Source organism: Azospirillum sp. B510, assembly GCF_000010725.1.
In the GTDB taxonomy this organism is placed as follows: domain Bacteria; phylum Pseudomonadota; class Alphaproteobacteria; order Azospirillales; family Azospirillaceae; genus Azospirillum; species Azospirillum lipoferum_B.
On sequence record NC_013858.1, the window covers coordinates 496,924 to 519,691 of the forward strand.

General features: G+C 68.7%; 10 protein-coding genes. 4 read left to right on the forward strand and 6 right to left on the reverse strand.

The genetic code is table 11. The features are described 5' to 3' along the window. Nucleotides 1-7 precede the first annotated feature (7 nt). Together AZL_RS29540 and AZL_RS29545 are read left to right on the forward strand one after the other, a co-directional pair. Entirely contained in the window at nucleotides 8-12,298 is a 12,291-nt protein-coding gene (locus tag AZL_RS29540) for an Ig-like domain-containing protein (RefSeq protein ID WP_012978053.1), read from the forward strand. A gap of 231 nt (nucleotides 12,299-12,529) precedes the next feature. Next, complete coding sequence (locus tag AZL_RS29545; protein ID WP_042446213.1) at nucleotides 12,530-13,858, forward strand: ATP-binding cassette domain-containing protein; 1,329 nt, start codon at nucleotides 12,530-12,532, stop codon at nucleotides 13,856-13,858. A gap of 126 nt (nucleotides 13,859-13,984) precedes the next feature. Here AZL_RS29545 and AZL_RS29550 read toward each other — a convergent pair whose 3' ends face one another. From AZL_RS29550 to AZL_RS29575, 6 genes are all read right to left on the reverse strand, one after another. Further along, complete coding sequence (locus AZL_RS29550) at nucleotides 13,985-14,476, reverse strand: DoxX family protein (protein WP_012978055.1); 492 nt, start codon at nucleotides 14,474-14,476, stop codon at nucleotides 13,985-13,987. 206 nt (nucleotides 14,477-14,682) lie between these two features. Next, a complete protein-coding gene (locus tag AZL_RS33695; protein ID WP_012978056.1) occupies nucleotides 14,683-15,387 on the reverse strand; it encodes a nitrogen fixation protein NifQ in 705 nt (234 codons plus the stop codon). Between the two features lie 100 nt (nucleotides 15,388-15,487). Then, the gene (locus tag AZL_RS29560; protein ID WP_012978057.1) at nucleotides 15,488-16,699 is read right to left on the reverse strand and encodes an NAD-dependent formate dehydrogenase; all 1,212 of its coding nucleotides are present in this window, start codon (nucleotides 16,697-16,699) and stop codon (nucleotides 15,488-15,490) included. A 246-nt stretch (nucleotides 16,700-16,945) separates the two neighbouring features. Next, the gene (locus tag AZL_RS29565) at nucleotides 16,946-17,887 is read right to left on the reverse strand and encodes a LysR family transcriptional regulator (RefSeq protein WP_012978058.1); all 942 of its coding nucleotides are present in this window, start codon (nucleotides 17,885-17,887) and stop codon (nucleotides 16,946-16,948) included. 114 nt (nucleotides 17,888-18,001) lie between these two features. Continuing rightward, complete coding sequence (locus AZL_RS29570) at nucleotides 18,002-18,655, reverse strand: DUF2478 domain-containing protein (protein ID WP_052293807.1); 654 nt, start codon at nucleotides 18,653-18,655, stop codon at nucleotides 18,002-18,004. A gap of 2 nt (nucleotides 18,656-18,657) precedes the next feature. Next, nucleotides 18,658-19,497, reverse strand: a complete 840-nt coding sequence (locus tag AZL_RS29575) for a substrate-binding domain-containing protein (protein WP_012978060.1) — start codon at nucleotides 19,495-19,497, stop codon at nucleotides 18,658-18,660. A 252-nt stretch (nucleotides 19,498-19,749) separates the two neighbouring features. Between AZL_RS29575 and AZL_RS29580 the strand changes: the two genes are divergently transcribed. Beyond that, the gene (locus tag AZL_RS29580) at nucleotides 19,750-20,907 is read left to right on the forward strand and encodes a bifunctional nicotinamide-nucleotide adenylyltransferase/Nudix hydroxylase (protein WP_012978061.1); all 1,158 of its coding nucleotides are present in this window, start codon (nucleotides 19,750-19,752) and stop codon (nucleotides 20,905-20,907) included. 122 nt (nucleotides 20,908-21,029) lie between these two features. Next, a complete protein-coding gene (locus tag AZL_RS29585) occupies nucleotides 21,030-22,745 on the forward strand; it encodes an NAD+ synthase (protein ID WP_012978062.1) in 1,716 nt (571 codons plus the stop codon). Nucleotides 22,746-22,768 lie beyond the last annotated feature (23 nt).

Here is a 22,768-nt window from a genome sequence, read left to right on the forward strand (position 1 = left end):
AAACGCCATGTCCTTCACCGAACTTCTCGCCCAGTTGATGCAGGGCAACGCCGAAAGCGAGCAGAAGGCCGCCGAGGGCGCCACGGCCTTCGGCGCGTTTCTCAACGCCCAGGCCCAGATCCGGATCTATGTGGACAACACCCCCAACATGGGGCACCAGGCCACGACCATCCATCTGCTCAAGCGGCAGATCGACCGGTACGGTTACGCGGGGCAGGTGCGGATCGTCTGGGCGCCAGCGGGCACATCGAAGGACGGGATCAACGATACAGCCCGCAAGCTCGGCCTGCTGCTGACCGGCCTCGACCCCGCCCAGATCGACACCGCGCAGATCACCTATGGAACCTGCCAGGATATCCGGTTCATCAATCTGGCCTCGCCGGGCGACAAATTGAATGATCGTGTCGCGTTCGGGATGACCGGCGGCGCCGACGACCTGACGGTGAATTATGCCGAGAAACTCAATGTCTCGGCGTTCCTGCGCTTGCAGCCCTTCGCGTGGCGTCTGGAGAATGGGAGTTTCGTTCCCAACCAGATCGAGTTCCAACCCGCTTCGGGGCGTGCGACGGTCCGGATCGGCGATCTGTCGGACACGATCAACCTGCTGCCCTACAAGTTCGACAAGGCCGCCGTCACCACGGTGCCGCAGTCGGTGTGGGACTGGTATTGCTCGCAGACCTGGAACCCGGCGCTGGCCACCAGCACCGGCTACGCCCGCAGCCTGATGAGCGCCTGCGAGAACACCGGGGCGTTGATTTGGCCAGCCTATGGGCTGCACCAGTTCGATTCAACGGAGATGCTGCTGAACATCGCCATCATCGCCGGCTGTTACCAGAAAGGCCAGAATTTCCTGGGGGCGCCGATCGTCGTCCCCCTGCTGAACACATTCACCGACGAAAAATTCACCTATGTTGATCTGTACAAATCGGCCGATCCGAAATCCACTGAAAACCTGAACAAGAAAATCAAGGATGATTACGGCTACACGAACAAGAACAAATCGAATTTTGACGACTTCCTCGGCCGAGTTGACAGTTACAAGACCGACAATCAGGCATCTCAGCGCGTAAGCATACTCCGTGGTGACTTCACCGCTGAGGACATCACTCAGAAAATCTCCGCCCTGCACACCGGCGATGTCCTGATGGTCGTGATCGGCAGCGTGCCGCAGGATGTCTATAATTGCCTGTTCACAGCACCCTTGCCGCCACTCTTCGAAGGGCAAGGGACATCGAGCCTGGTCATTTCCCTTGGCACCCCCTATTTTCAGATGCCGAAACCGGGAATGAACGGCAACAATTATCCGAGCGCACCGCCGGTCGGTCAGCCGGCGGGCATCCCGATGCGATGCAACGAAACCGCCGCCCTGGTTCGTCTCGGCTACAACAAATACCTGACCTATCCTCCCATTCAGAAATTCGGGGACAGCATAAATTCGATCATTTCCTTCATGAATGATCTTCGGAACGCGGAAAGCGAACTCAGTGGATATTTCAAAACCCTCTTCACATATTACTCCCAGGATATTCACGACAAGCTGACGCTCGGGCTGATCGCCTACCAGTCCCAGACCACGGCCCAGCAGGAGCCGAACGCCGTGGCGCTGTCTGCACGCTCCGCGTCCCGCCTGTCGGCCGAAGCCGGGTCGACGGCGACGCTGGCCGGCATCTATGACAGCCTGACCGCCGCCTGGTCGGATGGCACGCTTGATCTGCTGGCGGCCATGGCCGGCTCGGAATTCGCCGATTTCTGGCGGCCGGTGGTGGGATCAACCTTCCTGGTGACGGTGGCGCTGGACGACATCACCGAGACCAAGGATGACGGCGGCGCGGTGACGGAGGTGTCCGTCGTCAATGCCGGCACGCTCGCCTTCGGCACCCCCTTCTCGCTGGGGCTGCTGTTCACGGCACCCAACGAGGGGCCGATCCTGTCGACCCTGAGCTGCCGCGCCACCCAGGTCTGGTCGATCGACGGCGCGCCCTGGATCCAGTTCGCCGACCCCGGCTTCGACCTGACGGTGACGGAGGCGCTGACCCCGGTGCAGGGTGGTCTGGTCGGCACGGTGATCGGCGGCGCCACGCTCACCATGGAGATCCGCTATCCGGTCGAGGAGAACCGCTGGATCGTCACCGGAGTGTTCGCCGCCCCCTACCCGTCGATCGGCAGCTTCTTCCAGATGGCGGGCGGTCTCAACCTCGTGCAGAGCCTGCCCTCCCCGCTCAACGCCCTGTCCGGCTTCGGCCTGCGGGAGGCCCAGTTCGTCTATGACCAGACCGCCGCCGCCATCGAGTCCCTGACCTTCACATTCTCAACGGATTCGCCGTGGATCCTGCTGAAGGATCCCGCCATCTCGCTCGCCCCCACGATCGTCTACACCATCTCGGCCCCCGGCGACCTGGAGAACCGGAGCTGGATGATCAACGCCACCGGCGACTTCACCATCGGCGGCGGCACGGTGACGATCAGCACCCAGTATCCCGACTTCCAGGTGTCCGGCGCGCTGACCGACGGCGAGATCAAGATCGCCGATCTGGTCAAGCTGCTCGGCGCCGTGCTCGACGTCGATGCCGCCATCACCGGCTTCAGTTTCTACGTCTACCCGACCACCGGCTTCTTCGGCGTCTCCGCCGACGCCGTGCTCGACGCGCCGGTGACCATCGGCGGCATCACCCTGTTCAAGTTGGACACGCTGGGGGTGGACACCACCGGCGGCGACGGGCGCTATGCGGTGACGCTGCGCGGCACCACGGTCATCCTGCCGGGGACGTCGGCGGAATTCTCGCTGAGCCTCGGCGCCACCTTCGAGCTTCCCGACGCCTGGACCTTCGTCGGCCAGCAGACCGACGGCACCTCGGTCTCGCTGACCGGACTGCTCGACTATTATCTGGGCTGGAACACCGGCGACGGCGACCCCTACGGCATCGCCGGGCTGGCGCTGTCCTTCGACACCGGCACCGGGGCGTGGTCGTTCGCCGGCGGCACCGCCGAGCCGTGGAGCGTGCCCTTCATCCCCGACATCAAGGTCGCCGGGCGCTTCTCCTGCGGCAGCCGGGTGCCGGACGGGGGCGGCGAACTTGAATCCTACGGCCGCATCGACCTCGACTGGCTGTGGAACGGCATCACGCTGAAGGTCTGGTACGATTACCAGCCCGAGGTCACCTCCTTCGGCATCACCTGGGATCTGCTGTCGGGAACGGTCACCTACGATCCCAAGACCGGCGAATACACCACCAAGCTCGGCTTCACCGACAATGTGACCATCGGGTCGCTGATCGCGACCATGATCGAATGGCTGACCGGCTCCTCCTTCACGCTGGAGGCGCCGTGGGACGTGGTCAACCAGATCAGCCTGAGCGGCGTGTCGCTGGTCTATGTCTTCAACACCAAGGACAGCAGCCGCAACCGGGTCAGCTTCGACCTGTCGATCGGGCCGCTCGACCTCGGCTTCGCCCGCATCGACAGCATTTCCGCCTCCTACCTGTCGCAGGGCAAGGACCGCGGCGTCAATGTCTCGCTCAAGGGGCTGTTCACCTGGAACATCGGCGACGGCGCGATGGGGGACAGCACGACGCTCGGCCCCTGGGACGCCAGCAAGCCGGGAGCGGCGCCGGCCCCTCCAGGCCAGGGCAACAAATATCTCGACCTGCGCATGATGGCGCTCGGGCAGCGGGTGACGGTCAAGGGGTTGACCGACGCCACCACGGTGCAGGACGCCATCGCGCTGATGACGACGCTGCCCGACCCCAGCCCCGGCACCCTGCCGCCCCTGGTCTTCGACGCCGCGTCCGACTGGATGGTCGGGCTCGATTTCGGCGTGCTGAAGCTGGGCGAGAAGGATGGCGGCCGCGACACCGGAACCGGCTATTTCCTGACGCTCCAGACCGTCTTCAACGACCCCAACTTCTACGCCCTGCGCCTGGCGCTCGACGGCTCGATGGCCAAGGTGTTCAAGGGGCTGGATTTCCAGATCATCTACCGCCAGATCAGCGATACGGTCGGGGTCTATTCCGCCCAGATCGCCCTGCCGACCATCATGCGCCGCATCGATGTCGGCGCCTACACCATCACGCTGCCGGAATTCGCCATCTCGGTCTACACCAACGGCGATTTCCAGATCGATGTCGGTTTCCCCTGGAACAATGATTTCAGCCGCTCCTTCACCGTCGAGGCGATCATCCCGCCGGGGATCCCGATGCTGGGATCGGGCGGCTTCTATTTCGGCAAGCTGTCGAGCGCCACCACCACGCTGGTACCGACGGTGGTCAACGGCACCTTCAATCCGGTCCTGACCTTCGGCTTCGGCTTCCAGCTCGGCCTCGGCAAGTCGGTGGAATACGGCATCCTCAGCGCCTCCTTCAGCCTGACCGTGTTCGGCATCCTCGAAGGTGTGCTGGCGACCTGGAATCCCTATGACGGCGCCGGCTCGACGCTTCCCGCCGGGCAGTTGCAGGGAGCCTATTACTTCAAGCTGTCCGGCACGCTGGGCATCAGCGGCAAGCTGGATGGCAGCGTCGATTTCGGCATCATCAAGGCCTCGGTCTCGGTCGAGGTCATGGTGATGGTCCAGCTCTCCTACGAGAGCTTCGTGTCGATGACCTTCACCGTGCTGGCCTCGGTCAAGGTCAAGGCCAGCGTGCGCATCAATCTCGGCCTGTTCAAGATCACCCTGCATTTCAGCTTCTCGATGCGGGTGAAGGAATCCTTCACCGTCGCCAACACCGGCTCGCCGCCCTGGCAGGTGGCCGCGACGACCACGGCCCAGACGGCCTCGCTGCTGAGCCGCCCGGCGGCGCTGCGCACCTCGGCCCTGCGCACCTCGGCGCTGCGCAAGACCGCCCAACCGGCGGCGCGGACGCTGAAGGCGGCGGAAACAGCGGTGGACAGCGGCCCGTCCTGGTCCAACCTGCTGCCGGCGGACAAAAAGGCGCCATTGTCCGGCTACACCGCCATGGGCCTGACCGGCGCCCGCAGCGAATGGCCGGAAGACACCACCCAGACGCCCTGCTGGGTCGCCATGCTGTTCATCGACAGCGTCGCCCCCTCCGACGGCACCACCACCGGCACCGACACGGGCGACACCGCGTTCGAGACGCTGGCCAAGGCGGTGGCGCGCTGGGTGATCGCCGCGATGCAGCCGGCGCCGCTGACCAGCGATCAGGTCGACGCCCTGATCATCGACGAGACGGCCCTCGACGCCCTGCTCGACACCACGCTTGTCAGCACCGACGACAACCCGACCCCGATTCCCATCGACGCCATCGACCCCTTCTTCGACGGCCAGTTCGTCATGACGGTGGCGCTGCCGCCGGACGAGGACGGGTCGGCCACCGCGACCTATTTCCCGATGCCGGGCGCGGTGACGATGACGGTGCCGGCCTATGGCGCCGATTACGCCGGCGTCTCCTACGCCTTCGGCGACTACAACGCGATCTCCTCGGCCGGGCTGGCGGAGCTGCGCGCCTATTTCAACGCGCTGTCCGTCCAGAGCGGGGAGAGCGGCGACGCGGCGGCGCTGGCGGTCAAGAGCGGCGGCACCGACGACAGCACCTCGATGGCGGACTGGATCCGCAGCGACTACATGCTGCTGATCGCCCGCCAGATGATCCAGGCGATGCGCGACGGCCTGCGCGACTTCACCCACCCCATCGACGCCACCACCACGCCGCAGGCGCTGGTCGCGTCGGTGAACGCCACCGGCCAGCTGTCCGGGGGCGCGGCGGTCAGCGTCGCCGATCTGTTCACCGCCAACCCCTCCCACGCACTGGCCGCCGGCAAGCCGTTCGGCATCGGCACCAGCCTGACGGCGCCCGCCCCGTCGCCCAGCTTCAACGATCTCGCCCTGGATTACGCCGCCGACGGCGTGACCGGCGGCAGCCTCGCCATGGCCAACGCCGCCAGCGCCGGCATCCTCGCCGCCGGGGCCGTCGTCTCCTGGCCCGGCCATGATCCGGCCTCCTACACCGTCGCCGCCGGCGACACGCTCTATGCCGTCGCCGACGCCTTCGACGCCCTGCTCGCCGATCTGCTGAGCGAGGCCGATGTGCTCGACCAGCCGGGGCTGCCGGCCTCCGGCGCGCTGCTGCTGGTGCCGCTGATCACCGCCTCGGCCCTGTCGGGGGACAGCTTCACCAGCATCGCCGGGCGCGAGCCGTTCGCCGCCGCCGGCCTGACGGCGAGCGCGCTGGCGCTCGCCAACGCCGGCAACCAGATCCTGCGGACGGGCGCCCAGGTCGGCTATCCCGACAAGGCGGCGGTCACGGTCCAGCCGCGCCAGGGGCTGGGCGACATCGCCCACAGCCTGGGCGTCAGCCTGGACGATCTGCTGGCCCACGGCCAGGTGCTGACCCAGACGGATCTGCTGGCGACCGTCGCCGTGCTGGCCCTGCCGGTCCTGACCATCGACACCGCCGAGGGCGACACGCTGACCGACATCGCCGCGCGCTACGGCACGACGCCGGCGGCGCTGGGCGACCTGCCCGCCAACGCGGCGATCGCCGGCCTGTTCGCCGTCACCGATTCCTCGGGCGCCGACATCGGCACGCTCGACCTGCCGCACCTGCCCCACTATCAGGTCGCCGCCCTGATCGACGAGGCGCAGCGGTCGCAGGCGATCGCCAACCTGTCCGGCATGGCCTCGCGCTATTACCTCCAGGGGCTGCGCCTGCCGACCGACGGCATCACGCCGAAGGCCGCCGGCATGTGGGTGCGCGACAGCGGCGGCACCCTCACGCTGCCGCCCTTCGCCGGGCTGTTCGCCCTGACCGGGCAACAGATCGCGCTGCCGGCGGCGATCACCGCGACACCCTTCACGGTCACGCTGAGCCGCGCCGCCGGACCGGCCTGGCTCGCCTTCGCCGATGCCGCCGGCACGAGCGTCGACAGCCTGACGATCGAGGTGGCCGCCGGCACCCCGGACGCCAACCGGATCACCAGCATCGCCGCCTGCCTCGCCGCACCGCTCGACATCCCGCTGCTGGCGCTCGGCACCGGGACGGTGGCGCGCGGCAGTCCCGCCACCTATCCGCTGTCCAGCATGACGGCGTGGCTCAGCGCCGATCTGGTCGGCCTGCCGAACGGCAGCCCCGGCGACGGCAACCAGACGCTGCGGGTGTGGACGCTGCCCGACAGCCTGACCGCCCTGCCCGACCCGTCGACCCGGCGGATCGACCCCCGCTTCGCCGTCATCCTCAGCCGCTACGACGAGGCGTCGGGATCGACGGTGGACGGGCCGGTCGGCGCCTATGGCTGGGCCTCGGCCATCGCCTTCACCGTGCGCAAGGTCCCGGCCATCGAGGGCAGCCCGGCCTCCGCCACCACCTATGAGGTGATCGGCGCCGACGACGAGGGCATCGTCATCCTGGAGCGCCTGCTCGACCAGCTGAAGACCGACGATGACGCCATCGCCAGCCTGCGGGTGGCCTTCGTCATGGATGGCGGGATCCAGAGCGATGCGGACGCCGCGGTGACCATGGGGATTTCCCAGGCCAACCTGTCGACCCAGACCAACCCGCCCGCGACCATGACGGCCCGCGCCCTGACCGCGACCGCGTCCACCGGGCTCGGGCTGCTGAACAGCAAGCTCGATTTCCTGCGCCTGCTGTGGGAGGCGAGCATCACCCGCTCGGGCGGCTTCTATCTCTATTATTACGACCAGACCGACGCCCGCGGCCTGCCCGACGACGCCTTCAACGACAAGGGCGAGGCGTCGCTGACGGCGATGGTCCTCTACGCCGCCCCGGCGGCGGCGGCGCGGCGGAACCGGCTGACCGACTACATGAACGCCGTGGTCACCGGCGGCGGCTTCGACCTCGGCAGCGCCGCGGTCAACGCCAAGGCCGATCCCCAGACCGACCCGCTCACCGTGACCGCCACCGCCACCGACACGCTGGCGGGTCTGGCCTACGGCTATTTCGCCAATCCCGGCGATCTCGCCGAGAGCAACGCCGGGCTGGCGCTGACCGCCGGCACGGTGCTGACGGTCAGCCAGGGGCTCTACCAGCCGCCGCCGGGGGCGCCGCAGTCGCTGGACGCCATCGCCGCGCGGTTCGGCACCAGCGTCGCCGCCCTCCAGGCGGCCAACGGCGGCACCCTGCCCGATCCGGCATCTTTCCCGCTGGCGATCCGGCTGCCGGCCCTGTCGCTGACCGCCGGCACCTCGAGCCACAGCGGCAGCCTGGAGGAGATCGCCGGCTGGTACGGCATGGATGTGGTGGCGCTCGCCGCCCACAACCGTCTGGTGGCCGGGCTGTGGACCGGCCGGACGGTGGTGGTGCCGGAGGGGCCGGTCACGGTGACCAGCACCGTCGATGTCGGCACCGCCGCGCTGCTGGCCCTGCGCGAGGTGCCGCCGGAAGAGGCGGCGGCCCCTGCCGGCGCCAGCGACACCGCATGGGCCACCGCCTTCCTGCTGAACGACGTCTCCCTGCTCGGCTGCCGGATCTACGGCAACGCCGACTTCACCGAAAGCCCGGTCAGCCTGCCCTTCGGCCCGACCTCGCCGGACGACGGTGGCGATGACGCCGACACCGGCGACACCCTGGCCACAGCCGCCTTCGGCAAGGTGGCGGCGCCGGAGCTGGCGACCGCCGGGGAGCCGGATTGGGAGTTCCGCCAGAACATCCCCTATTCCTCCTATGCCCGCGACGGCAGCGGCGACAGCCCCTATGACGGCGTCGGCGGCGTCCTCCAGGTCACCTTCTCCTGGCAGGATCTCTACGGCAACCAGATCGACACCACCCTGTCGGAGCCGTCGGCCGGCAGCGGCGGCCCCTTCAACCAGCCACCGGTCATCGTCGGCTACACCGATGCCCTGATCGGCCTCGGGCAATGGCCGACCCTGTCGTCGAACTGGCTGGTGGACAGCGCCGAGGATGGCGGCGCCCGGATCACCCTGACCCTGTCCTTCGCCCAGGCCAGCTATGACGGGCTGCTGATGGCGGTGCCGCAGACCGACAGGACGGTGCTCGCCACCTTCACCCAAACCCTGGATCCCACCAGCGCCGCCAACGCCGCCAACTACAGCCTGACGGCGGAGGACGGCGCGGTCAGCCTGGAGGTGGCGTCGGCGGCGCTTCAGCCCGGCGGTCTGTCGGTTCTGCTGACCCTTGCCGGCGCCTTCACCGACGGCGACGCCGCGACCCTGACCGTCAACGGCCTGACCACCGCCACCGGGGACGGGGTGTCCGGCTGGGCCGGCTTCTCCTATCCCGACACGGTGGCGGCGCGGGGATCGGGCGTGCAGTCCAGCGCCGCCCAGGCCCAGCGCACCTACGGCAGCCTGCGCGACCAGCTGAACGATCCCAACGGCATCAGCCTCACGGTGTCGATGTCCCTGCTGGTCGACGAGGGCGGCAAGCCGCTGGTGACCGCCCTGTCGGCGGACGAGGTTACGGCCCTGAAGCAATGGCTGTTCGACGGCACGGGCGGCACGGGCGGCACGGCCGGAACAGACGGCACGGCCGCGACCACCAGCATCCTGGCCTTCGTCACCGACCGTGCCGCCTTCGGCACCGGCGTCGCCGCCCCGCCGCCAAGCCAGCAGATCACCCTGCCGGTCGCGGCCTCCAGCCTCACCAAGACCGAGATCGTCAAGCTGGAGCTGATCTTCACCGTCACCCGCACCGGCGGCAGCGTCTGGGGCGACCTGCAAAGCGTGCCGGGCATCCGCAGCGCCTCCACCATCGTGCCGCCCCTGACCAAGGGCGACAGCAGCAGCAGCCTCGCCCTGTCGGCCTTCGCCGCCGCCATGGAGGAGGCGCTGTCCCAGCCGGGCGGCTACCTGATCCGGGTGGCCACCGGCACCGACCGCGACGCCTCGGTGAGCACCGCCGACACCAGCGTCTGGGCGGTGCGCGTCGGCGAGACGGCCGGGCAGGCGATCTCCTATGCCCTGTCGTCGTCGCCGGACGATCCGGCGATCTTCGCGCCCAGGCCGGTGTCCAACCGGCTGGAGAGCCGGTCGGGCGTGCCGATTTATCCCTATGCCACCGGCCAGGGCCTGTCGAAGACCGGCGTTCCCACCGACTTCACCAATGTCGACATGGACAGCTGGACCAGCCAGCTGTTCGCCGCGGTGGATGCGGTGCTGACCCCGAAATTCCTGCCCGCCATCCAGATCCTCGACAAGCTCTCCCCCGGCGGCCGGCTGGAGGCGCTGCTGGACTACAAGGATGATCTCGCCACCATCACCAGCGAGCTGATGGAGCCGGTCTATGCCGATCAGGCCGACGCCGACCCCAGCAACGCGCGCGAGGCCTTCTATCAGGAGCTGCTGGCCCAGCTTTCCAACGCCTACACGGTCAAGGCGGCGCTCGGCTTCACCGCGGCCGTCACGGGCTCCACGACCGGCGCCTTCAGCGGCGACGAGGTTCCGCCCCGCCTCTATGGCGCGACGACGGTCAATCCGCAGATGACCGCGGTTACCCTCGCCGAAGCGTCGGCCAGCGCGCTCACCGTCTGGTTCAGCACCGCCATGGCCACCGACCCCGCCGGATCGCCCGGCTCCTACACGCTGTCGGGCGGGCTGGAGGTCGTCGGGGCGGTGGTCGCCTCCGACGGACAGAGCGTGACGCTGACCCTGAACGGCGATGCGACGGCCGGGACGACCGTCGTCACCGTCGACGGCGCGCTGACCGATACGCTGGGCTGGCCGATCCAGGCGCCGCTGTCGATGACCGTGACCAGCGGGGCGGCGACGCCGCTGGCCTCGACCCTGTCGCTGTCGGCGCCGAAACTGTCGCTGGAAACGGCGCCGGACCAGCCGCTGACCATCATGGTGTCGGCGCCGGGCATCCTTCACGACGACAGCGGCGCCGCCGTCTCGTCGGTCGCGCTTAACCTGCGCTATTATGGCAGCAGCATCGAACACCAGATCGGCAGCCTGTCGGGCATCGAGAATTACGAGGCGTCGAGCTGGCTGAGCTTCGTGATCGCCCAGCCCTCCGGCCCGCTGACCGCCGATCTCGGCCGGTTCCCGGTGCCGATGGTCCTGCGCAGCTTCCCGACAACGCCGGACCTGCCGGCGCAGACGGCGACCGGCACCCCGCAGGCCGACGCCGACGAGCTGTCCGAAATCCTGGTCTGGACGCTGGATGCCACCTATTCGCTGCCCTACCACTATCCCCAGGACCGCGTCCACGCCACGGTGCAGTTCAACATCGCCACGCCATTGATGGCCTTCGCCTCGTTCCTCGACGCCTTCAACGCGCTGGCGCAGTTCGTGACGGTGTTCCCCTCGGTCCAGGCGGATCTGGACAGCTGGCTGGCCGGCATCGACGCGTCGATCGACGCCGCCGACGCGGAAGGCCAATTGCGGATCGCCAACGCCGCGACGGCGCTGGACAGCATGCTGGAGATGGTCGGCGACATCGTCGAGGCGTCGGGCGGCGGCAACTCCTTCCGCGTCGCCGCCGCCAGCCCGTCGGCCGGTGTCGGCGATCCATCCCTCAGCTACGCCTTCACGGTGGCGGAATCGTCGGTCGATCATGGGCAGACGCGCGATGCCCTGCTGGTCACCATCATCGGCGCGCCGCCCGCCGGCATCGGCGTACCGGTGATCCTGGTGGCGCCGGACCTTTATGAAGCGGTGCTGATCAGCGCTCCGGACGGCGCAAGCAGCTTCAGCTATGTCTACCGCCGGCGGGACGGCGACGACGTCTACCTGTCGGCCGGCGACGGCCAGTCCATCGCCGACCGGACCATCGAGCTGCCCGGCATGAACATCCTCCAGCGCCAGGACGCCCAGACCAGCGTCCTTCTCACCCGCAACGAGGAGCTGGTGGCCGGGCGGCCCTCCGCCGCCGGCTTCGTCTACACCACGCCGGACGTGACCTTCGCCAACCCGGTGCTGCCGAGCGTCAGCTGGGATCAGGCGATCGACGTCGCGGCGATCGGCGGCAGCGGTCCGGTCAGCCGGACGCTGACCGGCCAGCTCGCCAACCTGTTCGCCACCCTGCTGACCGGGGTCACCCTGCCGACCCTGTCCATCCAGGTCCGCACCGTCTACGGCTACGCCAAGACCAGCTTCGCCACCGTGGAGTTGCCGGTGTTCATGCAGGCGCCGCGGTCGGTCGCGATCTTCGGCACCGGCGAGGGCACGCTGGATGCCATGATCGAGGCCTGGACGGGCGCCATCTCCCTGTGGTTCGCCACCAATGCGCCATCGGGCACCGGCGGCCGGCTCGCTTTCGACCTCCGGATCATGTCGGATCTGACCAAGCAGACGATGCCGCTGGTGCATCTGAGCAGCCTGACCCTCGATCTGGACTACATCGATCCGCCCCTGACCACGGCGGGATGAGCGTGCGGAATGGAGCGGCCCCCTTCTCCCGGCGGGGAAGGGGGCCGCTCCATCCGGCTGTGCCGCGGGGGAGCGAGCGGCGCTGGCCGCCAGCCCTCCTCGACTCCCTCTGACAGCGCGACCGAGCGACGACCCTGCCCCGGAGGCCGCCGCTTGTGCGGCGTGCGGCTTCCCTATATTCTTACAAATATAACGACTGTCCATCCGGCACCGGGGCGTGGAGAGCGAGCGATGAAGCCACCCATCGTCATACTCGGCGACGGCGCGCCATGGCTGCGGCTGGGGCGCATCCATCTGACCGCCGGACAATGCGGCCTGATCACCGGCCCGACCGGCACCGGCAAGACCAGCGTGCTGCGGGCGCTCGCCGGGCTGCCGGGCCATGACGGACGGGTGATGGCGGTCGATGGCGGCATCGCCGTGCCGCTGGGAACCGCCCGTCCGGCCGTCTTCGTGCCGCAGTTGCCCGACAGCCCCCTGCGGTCCGGCCGGGTGGACACGGTCATGGCGGCGGCTGCCGGGGACGGCCCGGCGCTGATCGCGGATCTCCTGCGCGAGGTCGGGCTGGAAACCGCCGCCGGCCGCATGGTGGAGAGCCTGTCGATGGGAGAGCGCCACCGCCTCGCCATCGCCGCCGCCCTGGCCGCAGATCCGGCGGTGCTGCTGCTCGACGAACCCTTCGCCCTGTTGGATGGCGACGGGGTGCAGAGGCTGCGCTCCATCATCCGCCGGCGCCTCGCCAAGGGACGCATCCTGCTGGTCAGCGAACACCGGCCGGAACGGATGGCCGGTCTGCCCGCCGTCCATCTGCGCATGCCGGCGCCGGACGGCCACGCCGCCTCCCCGTTTCCGAACGGTGGTATTGCCAACGAGGACGGGCCAAGGCCGGAGACCGGGCCGGCTCCTCCGGTTCTGCTGGCCGAAGGGCTGCGGCTGCCGCGCGGCGACGGCACGCCGCTGTTCGACCGGCTGGCCATGACGCTGCCGGCGGGCCGGCGTTTCCATCTCAGCGGCGTGAACGGGGCGGGGAAGAGCCGGCTGCTGCGCTGCCTGATCGGCGCGGAGCCGGTGGAGGACGGCACCATCACCGTCACCGATCTGCGCAATCCCAGCCCACGCGACCTGCCGGGCCGCGTCGGTTTCCTGCCCCAGGAGCCGCCGCGCCATTTCTTCGCCGAGACGGTGCGGACGGAGATCGGTTTCGCCCTGACCCGCGCCGGCCTGCGTCCGCCCGACCGCGCCGATCGGGTGGACCGGGTGATCGCGCAATTCGGCCTGACGGCGCTGGCCGACCGACCGCCGCCGAGCCTCAGCGTCGGCGAGCGCCAGCTGGTGGCGCTGGCCGGTCTGGTGGCCGGGCGTCCGCGCCTGTTCCTGCTCGACGAGCCGCTGAGCGGGCTGGATGCGCCGCGCGCCGCCCATGCCCTGGCAGTGCTGGCCGCCGCCGCCCGCCGCGACGGCGCCGCCGTCCTGCTGGCGAGCCATGACGCCCTGCCGGTCTCCGGCTGGGCCGACCGCAGCCTGCGGCTGGAGAATGGCCGCCTGCACGCGGTGGCGTGAGGCGGCCCCATCCTTCTCAGACGCTGTGGCGTGGTGATGAGAGCATCATCCGGCCCGGTTCCGGGAAACCGCCGGACAGGGGGTGCGGGCCGGCTGACCTTCGTCTGGCCGACCTTCGTCTTGTCTTCAAGCCAGCCAGCGCAGCGTGGGATTGCTTTCCACGATGCCGAGACGCGAAACAACCGCATCCAGACCGAAATAATGACCTGCCCTGCGCATGACCAGCAAGACCAGCAGCAAGGCGTAGATCAGGTGTTCATCGACCAGGAAGTTGTTGTGATTCTGGACAAAGGGGAAATCCAGATGGGCCGTCCAATAGGTCAGCATGATGAAGATCGCGAAAGGCGCGCTGACGCGGACGAAAAGACCCGAGATCAGGGATAGGCCAATCAACATATGTCCATATTCCACAAGGAAGGCGATGACGGGAATCAGCGCCGACTGGGACAGCGGACCATAAATAAAATTGAAGGTCTTGGTGGAGGACAGGAAGCCGGCAACGTAGCCGGTGCTGCCATAATGATGGATGGACGCCCAGAGGAAAACCCAGCCGACGAAAATACGCAAAGCGGCCAGTAGAATACGTTCCCCTTGCTGGGATTGATGGAGATTTGTCATGCTCGCAGCCTCACATTATGAGTGTTTTCTGGAAATAAACTTACGGTGAGCTATTTTTTCCAACCATGATCTAAGTCAAATAATGGCGTTTGGCAGGAGCCGGCCGACCCTCCACCGGTTTCAAAAGCCGTGGCCCGCGCGGTCTTCGCGCAGGGCTCGCCACCCGGCCCGCTGTTCGGCGGCCGATGGACGCTCCGCGAGACCGCTCACACCGGACCGGCGCCGGTTCCGGCGTCGCCATAGCAGTCGGAATGATGGGAGCAGGTCGCGCAGACGGTCGCCCGGTCGGTGGGCCGCCCCTCGGCGAACAGACGCTCGTAGAAGAAGCGCTTCCAACGCAGCTTGCGGGTGTTGGCGGACGCCAGCGGATGGAAATGGCGATGCAGCAGCCCCGCCAGCCCCGCGCGCCCCGCCAGCCCGAGCGAGCGCCAGAGATGGTCGTTCTCCAGGCAGGCCCGCGCGATGACGGTGGCGAAGACCGCGCCGATCGGATCCTGCGCGCCGCGATGGCGCCGCAGCAGACCGAGGAAATCCTCCTCCTCGCGCCTCAGCCGCAGGATCTCCGACGCGGTGACGTCCGGTACACCGTTATCATCATGGGCGGGGCAGGCGTGGGGGCACTCCGCCTCCACACCGGCCAGACGATGGATATGGCGGGAAAAGCACCGCCCCGGCCTCCAGCCGACCGCCGCCGCCGGAAAGACGGCGGCGACCAGCGCGCCCAGATCGTCGGGCGGCAGCCCCAGCGCGGCCGGATAGGGTGCCGCGGCGGCGCTGCACCGGCGCAGCAGCATGCGGCCGAGATCCCGCATGTCGGCAAGGCCGACATCGGAAACGCCGCCGGATGCCACAGTGGCTATCAGGTGATGGTAAGCCGCCGTTTCCGTCACATCCGCCTCTCGCACCGTCATGGCGCATCATAGCCGTCCATATCCGGCGGTTGCCACCATGCCATCCGATGGAGGCCGGGCGGGGAGGCGCGCCGGCCACCATCGGACCGTCCGCAAGCGGTCAGGCGGGCACCGCCACCTTGAACTTTGCCGCCTCCTCCGAGCCGCCGGTGGCGTTGCCGGCACTGTAGGAGTGGGCGCCGACCCCGGCCAGCCTGCCGCCGTCGACGATCAGATACTCGTCGCGGATCGGCCGTCCCTCGAACCAGCATTCCAGGATCTCGCGGGTGCCGGCGGCGTAACGGGTCTGCGCCGACAGCGACGTGCCGGAGATGTGCGGGGTCATGCCGTGGTGCGGCATGGTCCGCCAGGGATGGTCCTGCGGCGCCGGCTGCGGGAACCACACGTCCCCGGCATAGCCGGCGAGCCGGCCGCTCTCCAGCGCGCGGGCGATGGCGTCGCGGTCGCACAGCTTGCCGCGCGCGGTGTTGACCAGATAGGCGCCGCGCTTGAACCGCTTCAGCGTCTCCTCGTTGATCATGTGCTCGGTTTCGGGATGCAGCGGACAGTTCAGGGTGACGACGTCGCAGACCTCGAACATCTCCTCCCGCGTCGCGTGCCAGGTCAGGTTCAACTCGGCCTCGACCGATTCCGGCAGCCGGTGGCGGTCGGTGTAGTGCAGGTGCATGTCGAACGGCTTCAGGCGGCGCAGCACGGCCAGACCGATGCGGCCGGCGGCGACGGTCCCGACATGCATCCCCTCGACATCATAGGAGCGCGCCACGCAGTCGGCGATGTTCCAGCCACCCTTGCGCACCCAGTCATGCGACGGCAGGTAGTTGCGCACGAGGCCCAGGATCATCATCACCACATGCTCGGCGACGCTGATCGAGTTGCAATAGGTGACCTCGGCCACCGTGATGCCGCGGTCCATCGCCGCCTGGAGATCGACATGGTCGGACCCGATGCCGGCGGTCAGCGCCAATTTCAGCTTCGGCGCCCTGGCGATGCGCTCGGCGGTCAGGTAGGCGGGCCAGAAGGGCTGGGAGATGACGATCTCGGCGTCGGCCAGCTCCCTCTCCAGCCGGCTGTCCGGGCCGTCCTTGTCGGAGGTGACGACCAGCTCATGGCCGAGGCTTTCCAGGTAACGCCGCAGCCCGAGCTCGCCGCTGACGCTGCCCAGCAGGGTGCCGGGCTGGAAATCGATCGCCCTGGGCGTCGGCAGCGTCTGGCCGCCGGCGTAACCGTCGATCCCCGGCAGATCGTCGCGGGCGTAGGAGGTCGGATATCCGGTCACCGGATCGTCGTACAGAACACAGACAACTTTGGCCATTTCTCTATCCCCTTCGTTGAATTTCAAAGGAGAAAGCGCCAGTCCTCCGCGCAGGCCGCCCTTCTTCGCAAATGGCGGCCGCTTGGGACAGACGGGACCGGACATCCCGTCTTCTTCTTGTGACGTTTCCCCGATCGTCCAGGCCGCCTGTCTGTTTGCGGGCCGTCGCGCTGGACAAGAAAATGATGCGTTGTGCTGACTGCTTTATAAAATGAATGTTTTGGAACGATCGATAGGCATCATCAATCAACCGCCCGCCTCATCATTGTTCCCCTCATCGCCGCCCATCGCGGCGCGGTCGGGATCGAAGCCGGCCTTCGCCGCCGCCAGGGCCAGGGCCTGGGTCATCGGCGATGGCGGCTCACGCTTCGACAGCATCAGGCCGACAAGCTGGCTGACGGCCGGCTCGACGAGATCGATCAGCGCCAGATCGGCCGGGCGGCCGAACATCGGCCCGAAGCTGTGGGGGACGATGCTCGACCACTCCCCCCGCATCAGATGGGAGAAGACGCCGAGGAAACTGTCGCTGACCACCGCCGCCTCGATCGACAGCCCGGCCGAGGCGGCGATCCGGTTGAGAATGCGCCGGTTCTGCATGTCCTCGTGCAGCAGGCACAACCGCTCTCCCACCGCCTCCGCCCAGGACATCGTCCCGCGGCCGGCATGGCGGTTGCCACGGTGGGTGGCGAAGGCGTAACGCTCGCGGTAGAGCGGGATGTGGCGGACGGTGTCGAGCGGCTCGCCGTCGAGATAGGTCAGGCCACCGTCCAGCTCGAAGGCGTCAACCCCCTGCCGGATCGCCCGCGAGGTCATCGACCGGATCTCGACGGTCGCGGCCGGATGGGCGGCGGCGAAACGGGTGGTCAGGGCGGACACGGCCGGCATCGCCGTCGGCACCACCCCCAGCCGCAGCGTGCCGGTCAGCCCCTGGCGCAGGCCCGACAGGTCGGCCCGCAGGCTTTCGTAATCGGTCAGGATCTGCCGGCCCCAGGCCAGCACAGTCTCGCCTTCCGGCGTCAGGCCGAGGAAACGGTGGCCACGCACCACCAGCGGGACCTGGAGATCCTCCTCAAGCTTGCGGATGGCGGCCGACAGCGTCGGCTGCGCGACGTTGCAGGCCTCGGCGGCGCGGGCGAAATGCTTCTCGCGGGCAAGGGTGACGAAATAGGACAGGTGACGAACCAGCATGCGCATGCCCCCCGGCAGGGCCGGCGCGCCGTCCGGCGCGTCGCGGGCCGGACCCCTGGCTTTCCGCCGGGCGGCGCGGACCCCGCCCAGTCTGTTTTTATGGTCAGCCCGCGCTCATTTGGCCCGTTCGCACAGCGTCGAACGCCGCCCGGCCGGAGATGGTGCCCGCCACAGCGACGCCCACCAGCGATCCAGCGCGGCGCGGTCGCAGGGCAGCTTGACGGTCAGCCCGTCGGCGAGGTCGAGCCAGTGCGGGAACAGCGCGTCCGGCACCGCGATCACCGCCGGCACGTCGCGCAGCATGGCGAGTTGCAGAACGTCGAGCAGGCCGAAGCCGTTCAACTCCTGCCAGCCGAACCGGTTCAGCACGACGATGTCGGGCCGCAACTCCACCAGGGCGGCCAGCCGCCGGCCGATGCCGGCCAGGGTCTCGACGCCCGGAGTCCCAAAGCCGGGAGTCTCGCCCTCCCTTCCCTCCGGTGCGGGCTCGCCGCCCCGGCCGGGAAGCAGACGGAAGCCGGGCGCCGCCATCCCGGTCACCGACGCGTCGGGGCGGACCTGCACCACCCCCACCGCGTCGAAGCCCTGGGCTTGCAGGTCGAGCAGGAAGGCGGACAGCAGACTGTCCGGGTCGTCGCCACCGCCATAGACCAGGGCGGCGACGTCGGAGCGGTCGTCGAACAGCGGCCGGATCGCCGCCATGCCGGCCTGTGGCGGCGAGTGCGGCGAGGCATGGAGACGGAATGGGAGGCGGAACGGCAGGGACATGATCAACGCTCCCCACTGGATGCGGACGGCAAACCGACCGGATCGAAGCCGAAGCGCGCCAGCGTCGCCTGCCCCTCCGGCGACAGGATCGCCAGCATCAGGCCGACGGCGGCCGGCTTTTGCAGGCTGGTGATCGCCAGACCATATTCCGGACCGGTGGCGTAGGGCGGCGGAACCGGCACCACCTGCAAATCCGGCGTGGCCCGCCGCCGCTGCTCGGCCCCGCTGCAATAGGCGATCATGACGGTGATGTCGCCGCGCGCGAAGGCCGAGGCGATCGGGTCGGGGTCGGCGGGATCGGCGGCGGTGCTGTTGCCGACGATCTTCTTCGCCTTGGCGTCGAGGATGGCGAAGGCGCCGGGATGCCGCCGCTCGATCCGCTGGAACATCTCCCAGGTATAGTCGCCGCCGGGGTCGGCCTTGGGCGTCGAGGTGCCGATCCGCACCGCCGGGTCGAGCAGCCGCTCGGCGAAGACCGCCGGCTCCAGCCGGGCGTCGGGCTTGGCGTAGGCGCACAGCCGGTTGCGGGTGAACATGACCACGGCGGCGGCCCGCCCGTCCTTCCGCAGCGTCAGCGCATGGCCCATGTCGGCCGAGGTGAAGAGATCGACCGCCTCCCCCGCCTCGATCCGGTCGCGCATCAGGCCGGATGGCCCGAAGGCGGTGCGCACGCTGGTGCCGGTCGCCTTGCCGTAGTCGGCGGCGATGGCGGTCATCGCGTCGCGCAGGCTGCCCGCCCCATAGAGGACGAGCTCCTCCGCCCAGGCGGCGGAGGCATGGAGGCTGGCCAGAAGGGTGGCGGACAACAACGTCAGGGCGGCGATGCGGCGGAACGGCGTCATGGGGCCAGGACCTCGGTCGGCAGGGGGGCGGTCACCGCGATGGAGCCGGCGGAATGACCGCTTCACTATATTCAATGGAATATAGCGTATCAGGCGTGGCGTGGCTCGGGCAATCCTCCTGTCGCGCGGCATTGGCTCGCAGGGTACCTCCAAAGAGCCTATCCGCGGCTCTTGAGATGCGCCCGCCATCACCGTATCGTTGGTGTGTCGTAGATAGACTGCGGCGTTCCTTCAGCAAGGAGCTTGCTGAGCATGACTTCCGCCACCGTCACCGGACGCGAGTCCGGCCCTCTGTCCTTGCCGAAGAAGACCACGGCCCCCGGCGCCCAGGGCGTCCCGGCCCCAGGCGCCCCAGTCGCCCCGACTTATGATTTCATGGTCTTCGTCGGCCGCTTCCGCCCCTTTCATCTCGGCCATCTCGCCGTCCTGCGGCAAGCCCTGTCGCTGGGGCGGCATGTCATCCTGCTGGTCGGATCGTCGCGTCAGGCGCGCAGCCACCGCAACCCCTTCCGCTTCGAAGAGGTGCGCTCCTGCATCCTGGACGCCCTGCCGCCGGAAGAGCGCGAGCGCGTCACCGTGCTTCCCCTCATCGACCGCTACAACGACCTGGAATGGATCCGCGACGTCCAGGCGGCGGTGCAGGGCGTCGTCGTCCAACACCAGCGGCCGCCCGACGGCTCGGCCCCGGTGATCGGCCTGATCGGCCACGCCAAGGACCACAGCAGCCGGTATCTGCGCATGTTCCCGCAATGGGGCGGCGTGGAAGCCGGGAATGTCCGGGGAATTTCCGCCACCCCCATCCGCGACGCCTATTTCGCCGATGCGGCGGCGGCGTTGGAGACTTGGAAGGAGGCGCTGCCCGCGACCGTCGCCGACTTCATGGCGCGGTTCGCGCAAACCCAGGACTACAGGCGGCTGGCCGAGGAAAGCGCCTACATCGCCAAATACAGGGCCGGCTGGGCCGGCGCGCCCTACCCCCCGACCTTTCTCACCGCCGATGCGGTGGTCGTGCTGTCCGGCCATGTCCTGCTGGTCGAGCGCCGGGGCCTGCCCGGTCGCGGCCTGCTGGCCCTGCCCGGCGGCTTCGTCGGCCAGCATGAACGGATCAAGGACGCCATGATCCGGGAGTTGCGGGAGGAGACGAAGCTCAAGGTTCCCGTCGGTTTCCTGGAGGGCGGCATCCGCGCCAGCCAGATCTTCGACCATCCCTACCGCTCGTCGCGCGGCCGCACGGTGACCCAGGCGTTCCTCATCCAGCTCAAGGCCACCGACGAGGGCTTCCCCAAGGTGCGCGGCGGCGACGACGCCAAATCGGCCCGCTGGATGCCGATCGCGGAAATCGATCCCGAACAGATGTTCGAGGATCACTTCCACATCATCCAGACCCTGATCGCCCAGTCCAACGATTGACCGCGCCGCCCGCCCACCGCCCGGTCCCGTTCACAGCGACGGCGTGGCGTCTCATCACATCGCCCCCCAACACGACCAAGCCCGCCGGACAGACCGGCGGCATTCGGCAAAGGAGCTTTGCCATGTCAACCACTCCATCCACCACCCTGCGCATCGTCTGCGTCCAGGCAAACCCCACGGTCGGCGCGCTCCGGGGCAATTTCGACATCGTCCGCCGCAAACGCGAACAGTATCGCGGCAAGGCCGACCTGCTGGTGTTCAGCGAGTGTTTCGGCACCGGCTATCCGCTTCAGGATCTGGTTCTGCGTCCCGGCTTCCGCCGCGACTTCCGCACGGCGCTCGACGCGCTGGCCGCCGGAATGCGCGGCGACGGCGGGCCGGCGGTGCTGATCGGCGGGCCGCTCGACGGCGCCGCCCTGCCCTACAACGCCGCCTTTCTCATCGAGACCGACGGCTCGATGAGGATCCTGCTCAAGCACATCCTCCCCAACGACGAGGTCTATGACGAGAAGCGGGTCTTCGCCCCCGGCCCGATGCCCTCGCCGGTCGATTTCCGCGGCTTCCGCCTGGGCATCGCCATCTGCGAGGATTTCTGGCACGGCAAGGTCGCCCAGGCCCTGGCCGCCGAGGGCGCCGATGTGCTGATCGTGCCCAACGGCTCGCATTTCCGGAGCGGAAAGCAGGCGGTCCGCCTCGCCATCGGCCGCCGCACGGTCAAGGCCACCGGCCTGCCGGTCCTCTACGTCAATCAGATCGGCGGGCAGGACAGCCTGGTGTTCGACGGCGGCAGCTATGTGATGGACCGCGCCGGGCTGGTGATCGCCCAGGCCGGCTTCCAGGAGTGCGACCTCGACATCACGCTGGAACGCGGCGAGGGTGGAGGAGTGGACCCGCGGCGCGGCGACGTGCTCGGCATGCCGCCGAACAGCTACCCCGACGAGCCGGAGGCGATGTACCGGGCGCTGGTTCTGGGCCTGCGCGATTACGTGGACAAGAACGGCTTTCCCGGCGTGGTGCTCGGCATGTCGGGCGGCATCGACAGCGCCTTGTCCGCCGCCGTCGCGGTGGACGCGCTGGGTGCCGACCGCGTGCTGCCGGTGCGCATGCCGTCGCCCCACACCTCGGCGGCGAGCATGGAGGACGCCGAACGGGCCGCCGCCCTGCTCGGCACCCGCCTGCTGACCGTACCGATCGCGCCGGCGATGGAGGCGTTCGACCGCATGCTCGCCCCGGTCTTCGCTGACTTGCCGCCGGCGGCGCCGGACGACACCAGCTTCGAGAACATCCAGGCGAGGGCGCGCGGCATGACGCTGATGGCGCTGTCGAACCGGCTCGGGCTGATGGTGCTGAGCACCGGCAACAAGAGCGAGATGAGCGTCGGCTACGCCACCCTCTACGGCGACATGTGCGGCGGCTATTCGGTGCTGAAGGACGTCTACAAGACGGTGGTCTTCGCCCTGGCGCGCTGGCGCAACACGCATGTGCCCGCCGGCCTGCTCGGCCCGCATGGCGCGGTCATGCCCGACCGCATCATCACCAAGCCGCCGAGCGCCGAACTGCGGGCGGGCCAGACCGACGAGCAGGCGCTCGGCGCCTACGAACATCTCGACGCGGTGCTGGCGACCATGGTCGAGGGGCTGAACGGCGCCGACCGCGCCGCCGAACTGGCGGGCGCCGCCGTCGGCCAGCCGATCCCCACCGCCTATGCCGAGCGCATCGGCCGGATGACGGCGCGGGCGCAATACAAGCGCGACCAGAGCCCGCCGGGCGTGGTCGTCACCGAACGGACCTACGGGCCGGGCTGGCGCCTGCCGGTCACCAACCATTACGGGCTGTGACCCGGTCAGCGAGAACAGGAGGT

Bases quoted from the DNA above. Each gene is read 5' to 3' on its own strand.
- AZL_RS29540 (WP_012978053.1), top strand. From the start codon at position 8: ATGTCCTTCACCGAACTTCTCGCCCAGTTGATGCAGGGCAACGCCGAA.
- AZL_RS29545 (WP_042446213.1), top strand. From the start codon at position 12,530: ATGAAGCCACCCATCGTCATACTCGGCGACGGCGCGCCATGGCTGCGG.
- AZL_RS29550 (WP_012978055.1), bottom strand. From the start codon at position 14,476: ATGACAAATCTCCATCAATCCCAGCAAGGGGAACGTATTCTACTGGCC.
- AZL_RS33695 (WP_012978056.1), bottom strand. From the start codon at position 15,387: ATGACGGTGCGAGAGGCGGATGTGACGGAAACGGCGGCTTACCATCAC.
- AZL_RS29560 (WP_012978057.1), bottom strand. From the start codon at position 16,699: ATGGCCAAAGTTGTCTGTGTTCTGTACGACGATCCGGTGACCGGATAT.
- AZL_RS29565 (WP_012978058.1), bottom strand. From the start codon at position 17,887: ATGCTGGTTCGTCACCTGTCCTATTTCGTCACCCTTGCCCGCGAGAAG.
- AZL_RS29570 (WP_052293807.1), bottom strand. From the start codon at position 18,655: ATGTCCCTGCCGTTCCGCCTCCCATTCCGTCTCCATGCCTCGCCGCAC.
- AZL_RS29575 (WP_012978060.1), bottom strand. From the start codon at position 19,497: ATGACGCCGTTCCGCCGCATCGCCGCCCTGACGTTGTTGTCCGCCACC.
- AZL_RS29580 (WP_012978061.1), top strand. From the start codon at position 19,750: ATGACTTCCGCCACCGTCACCGGACGCGAGTCCGGCCCTCTGTCCTTG.
- AZL_RS29585 (WP_012978062.1), top strand. From the start codon at position 21,030: ATGTCAACCACTCCATCCACCACCCTGCGCATCGTCTGCGTCCAGGCA.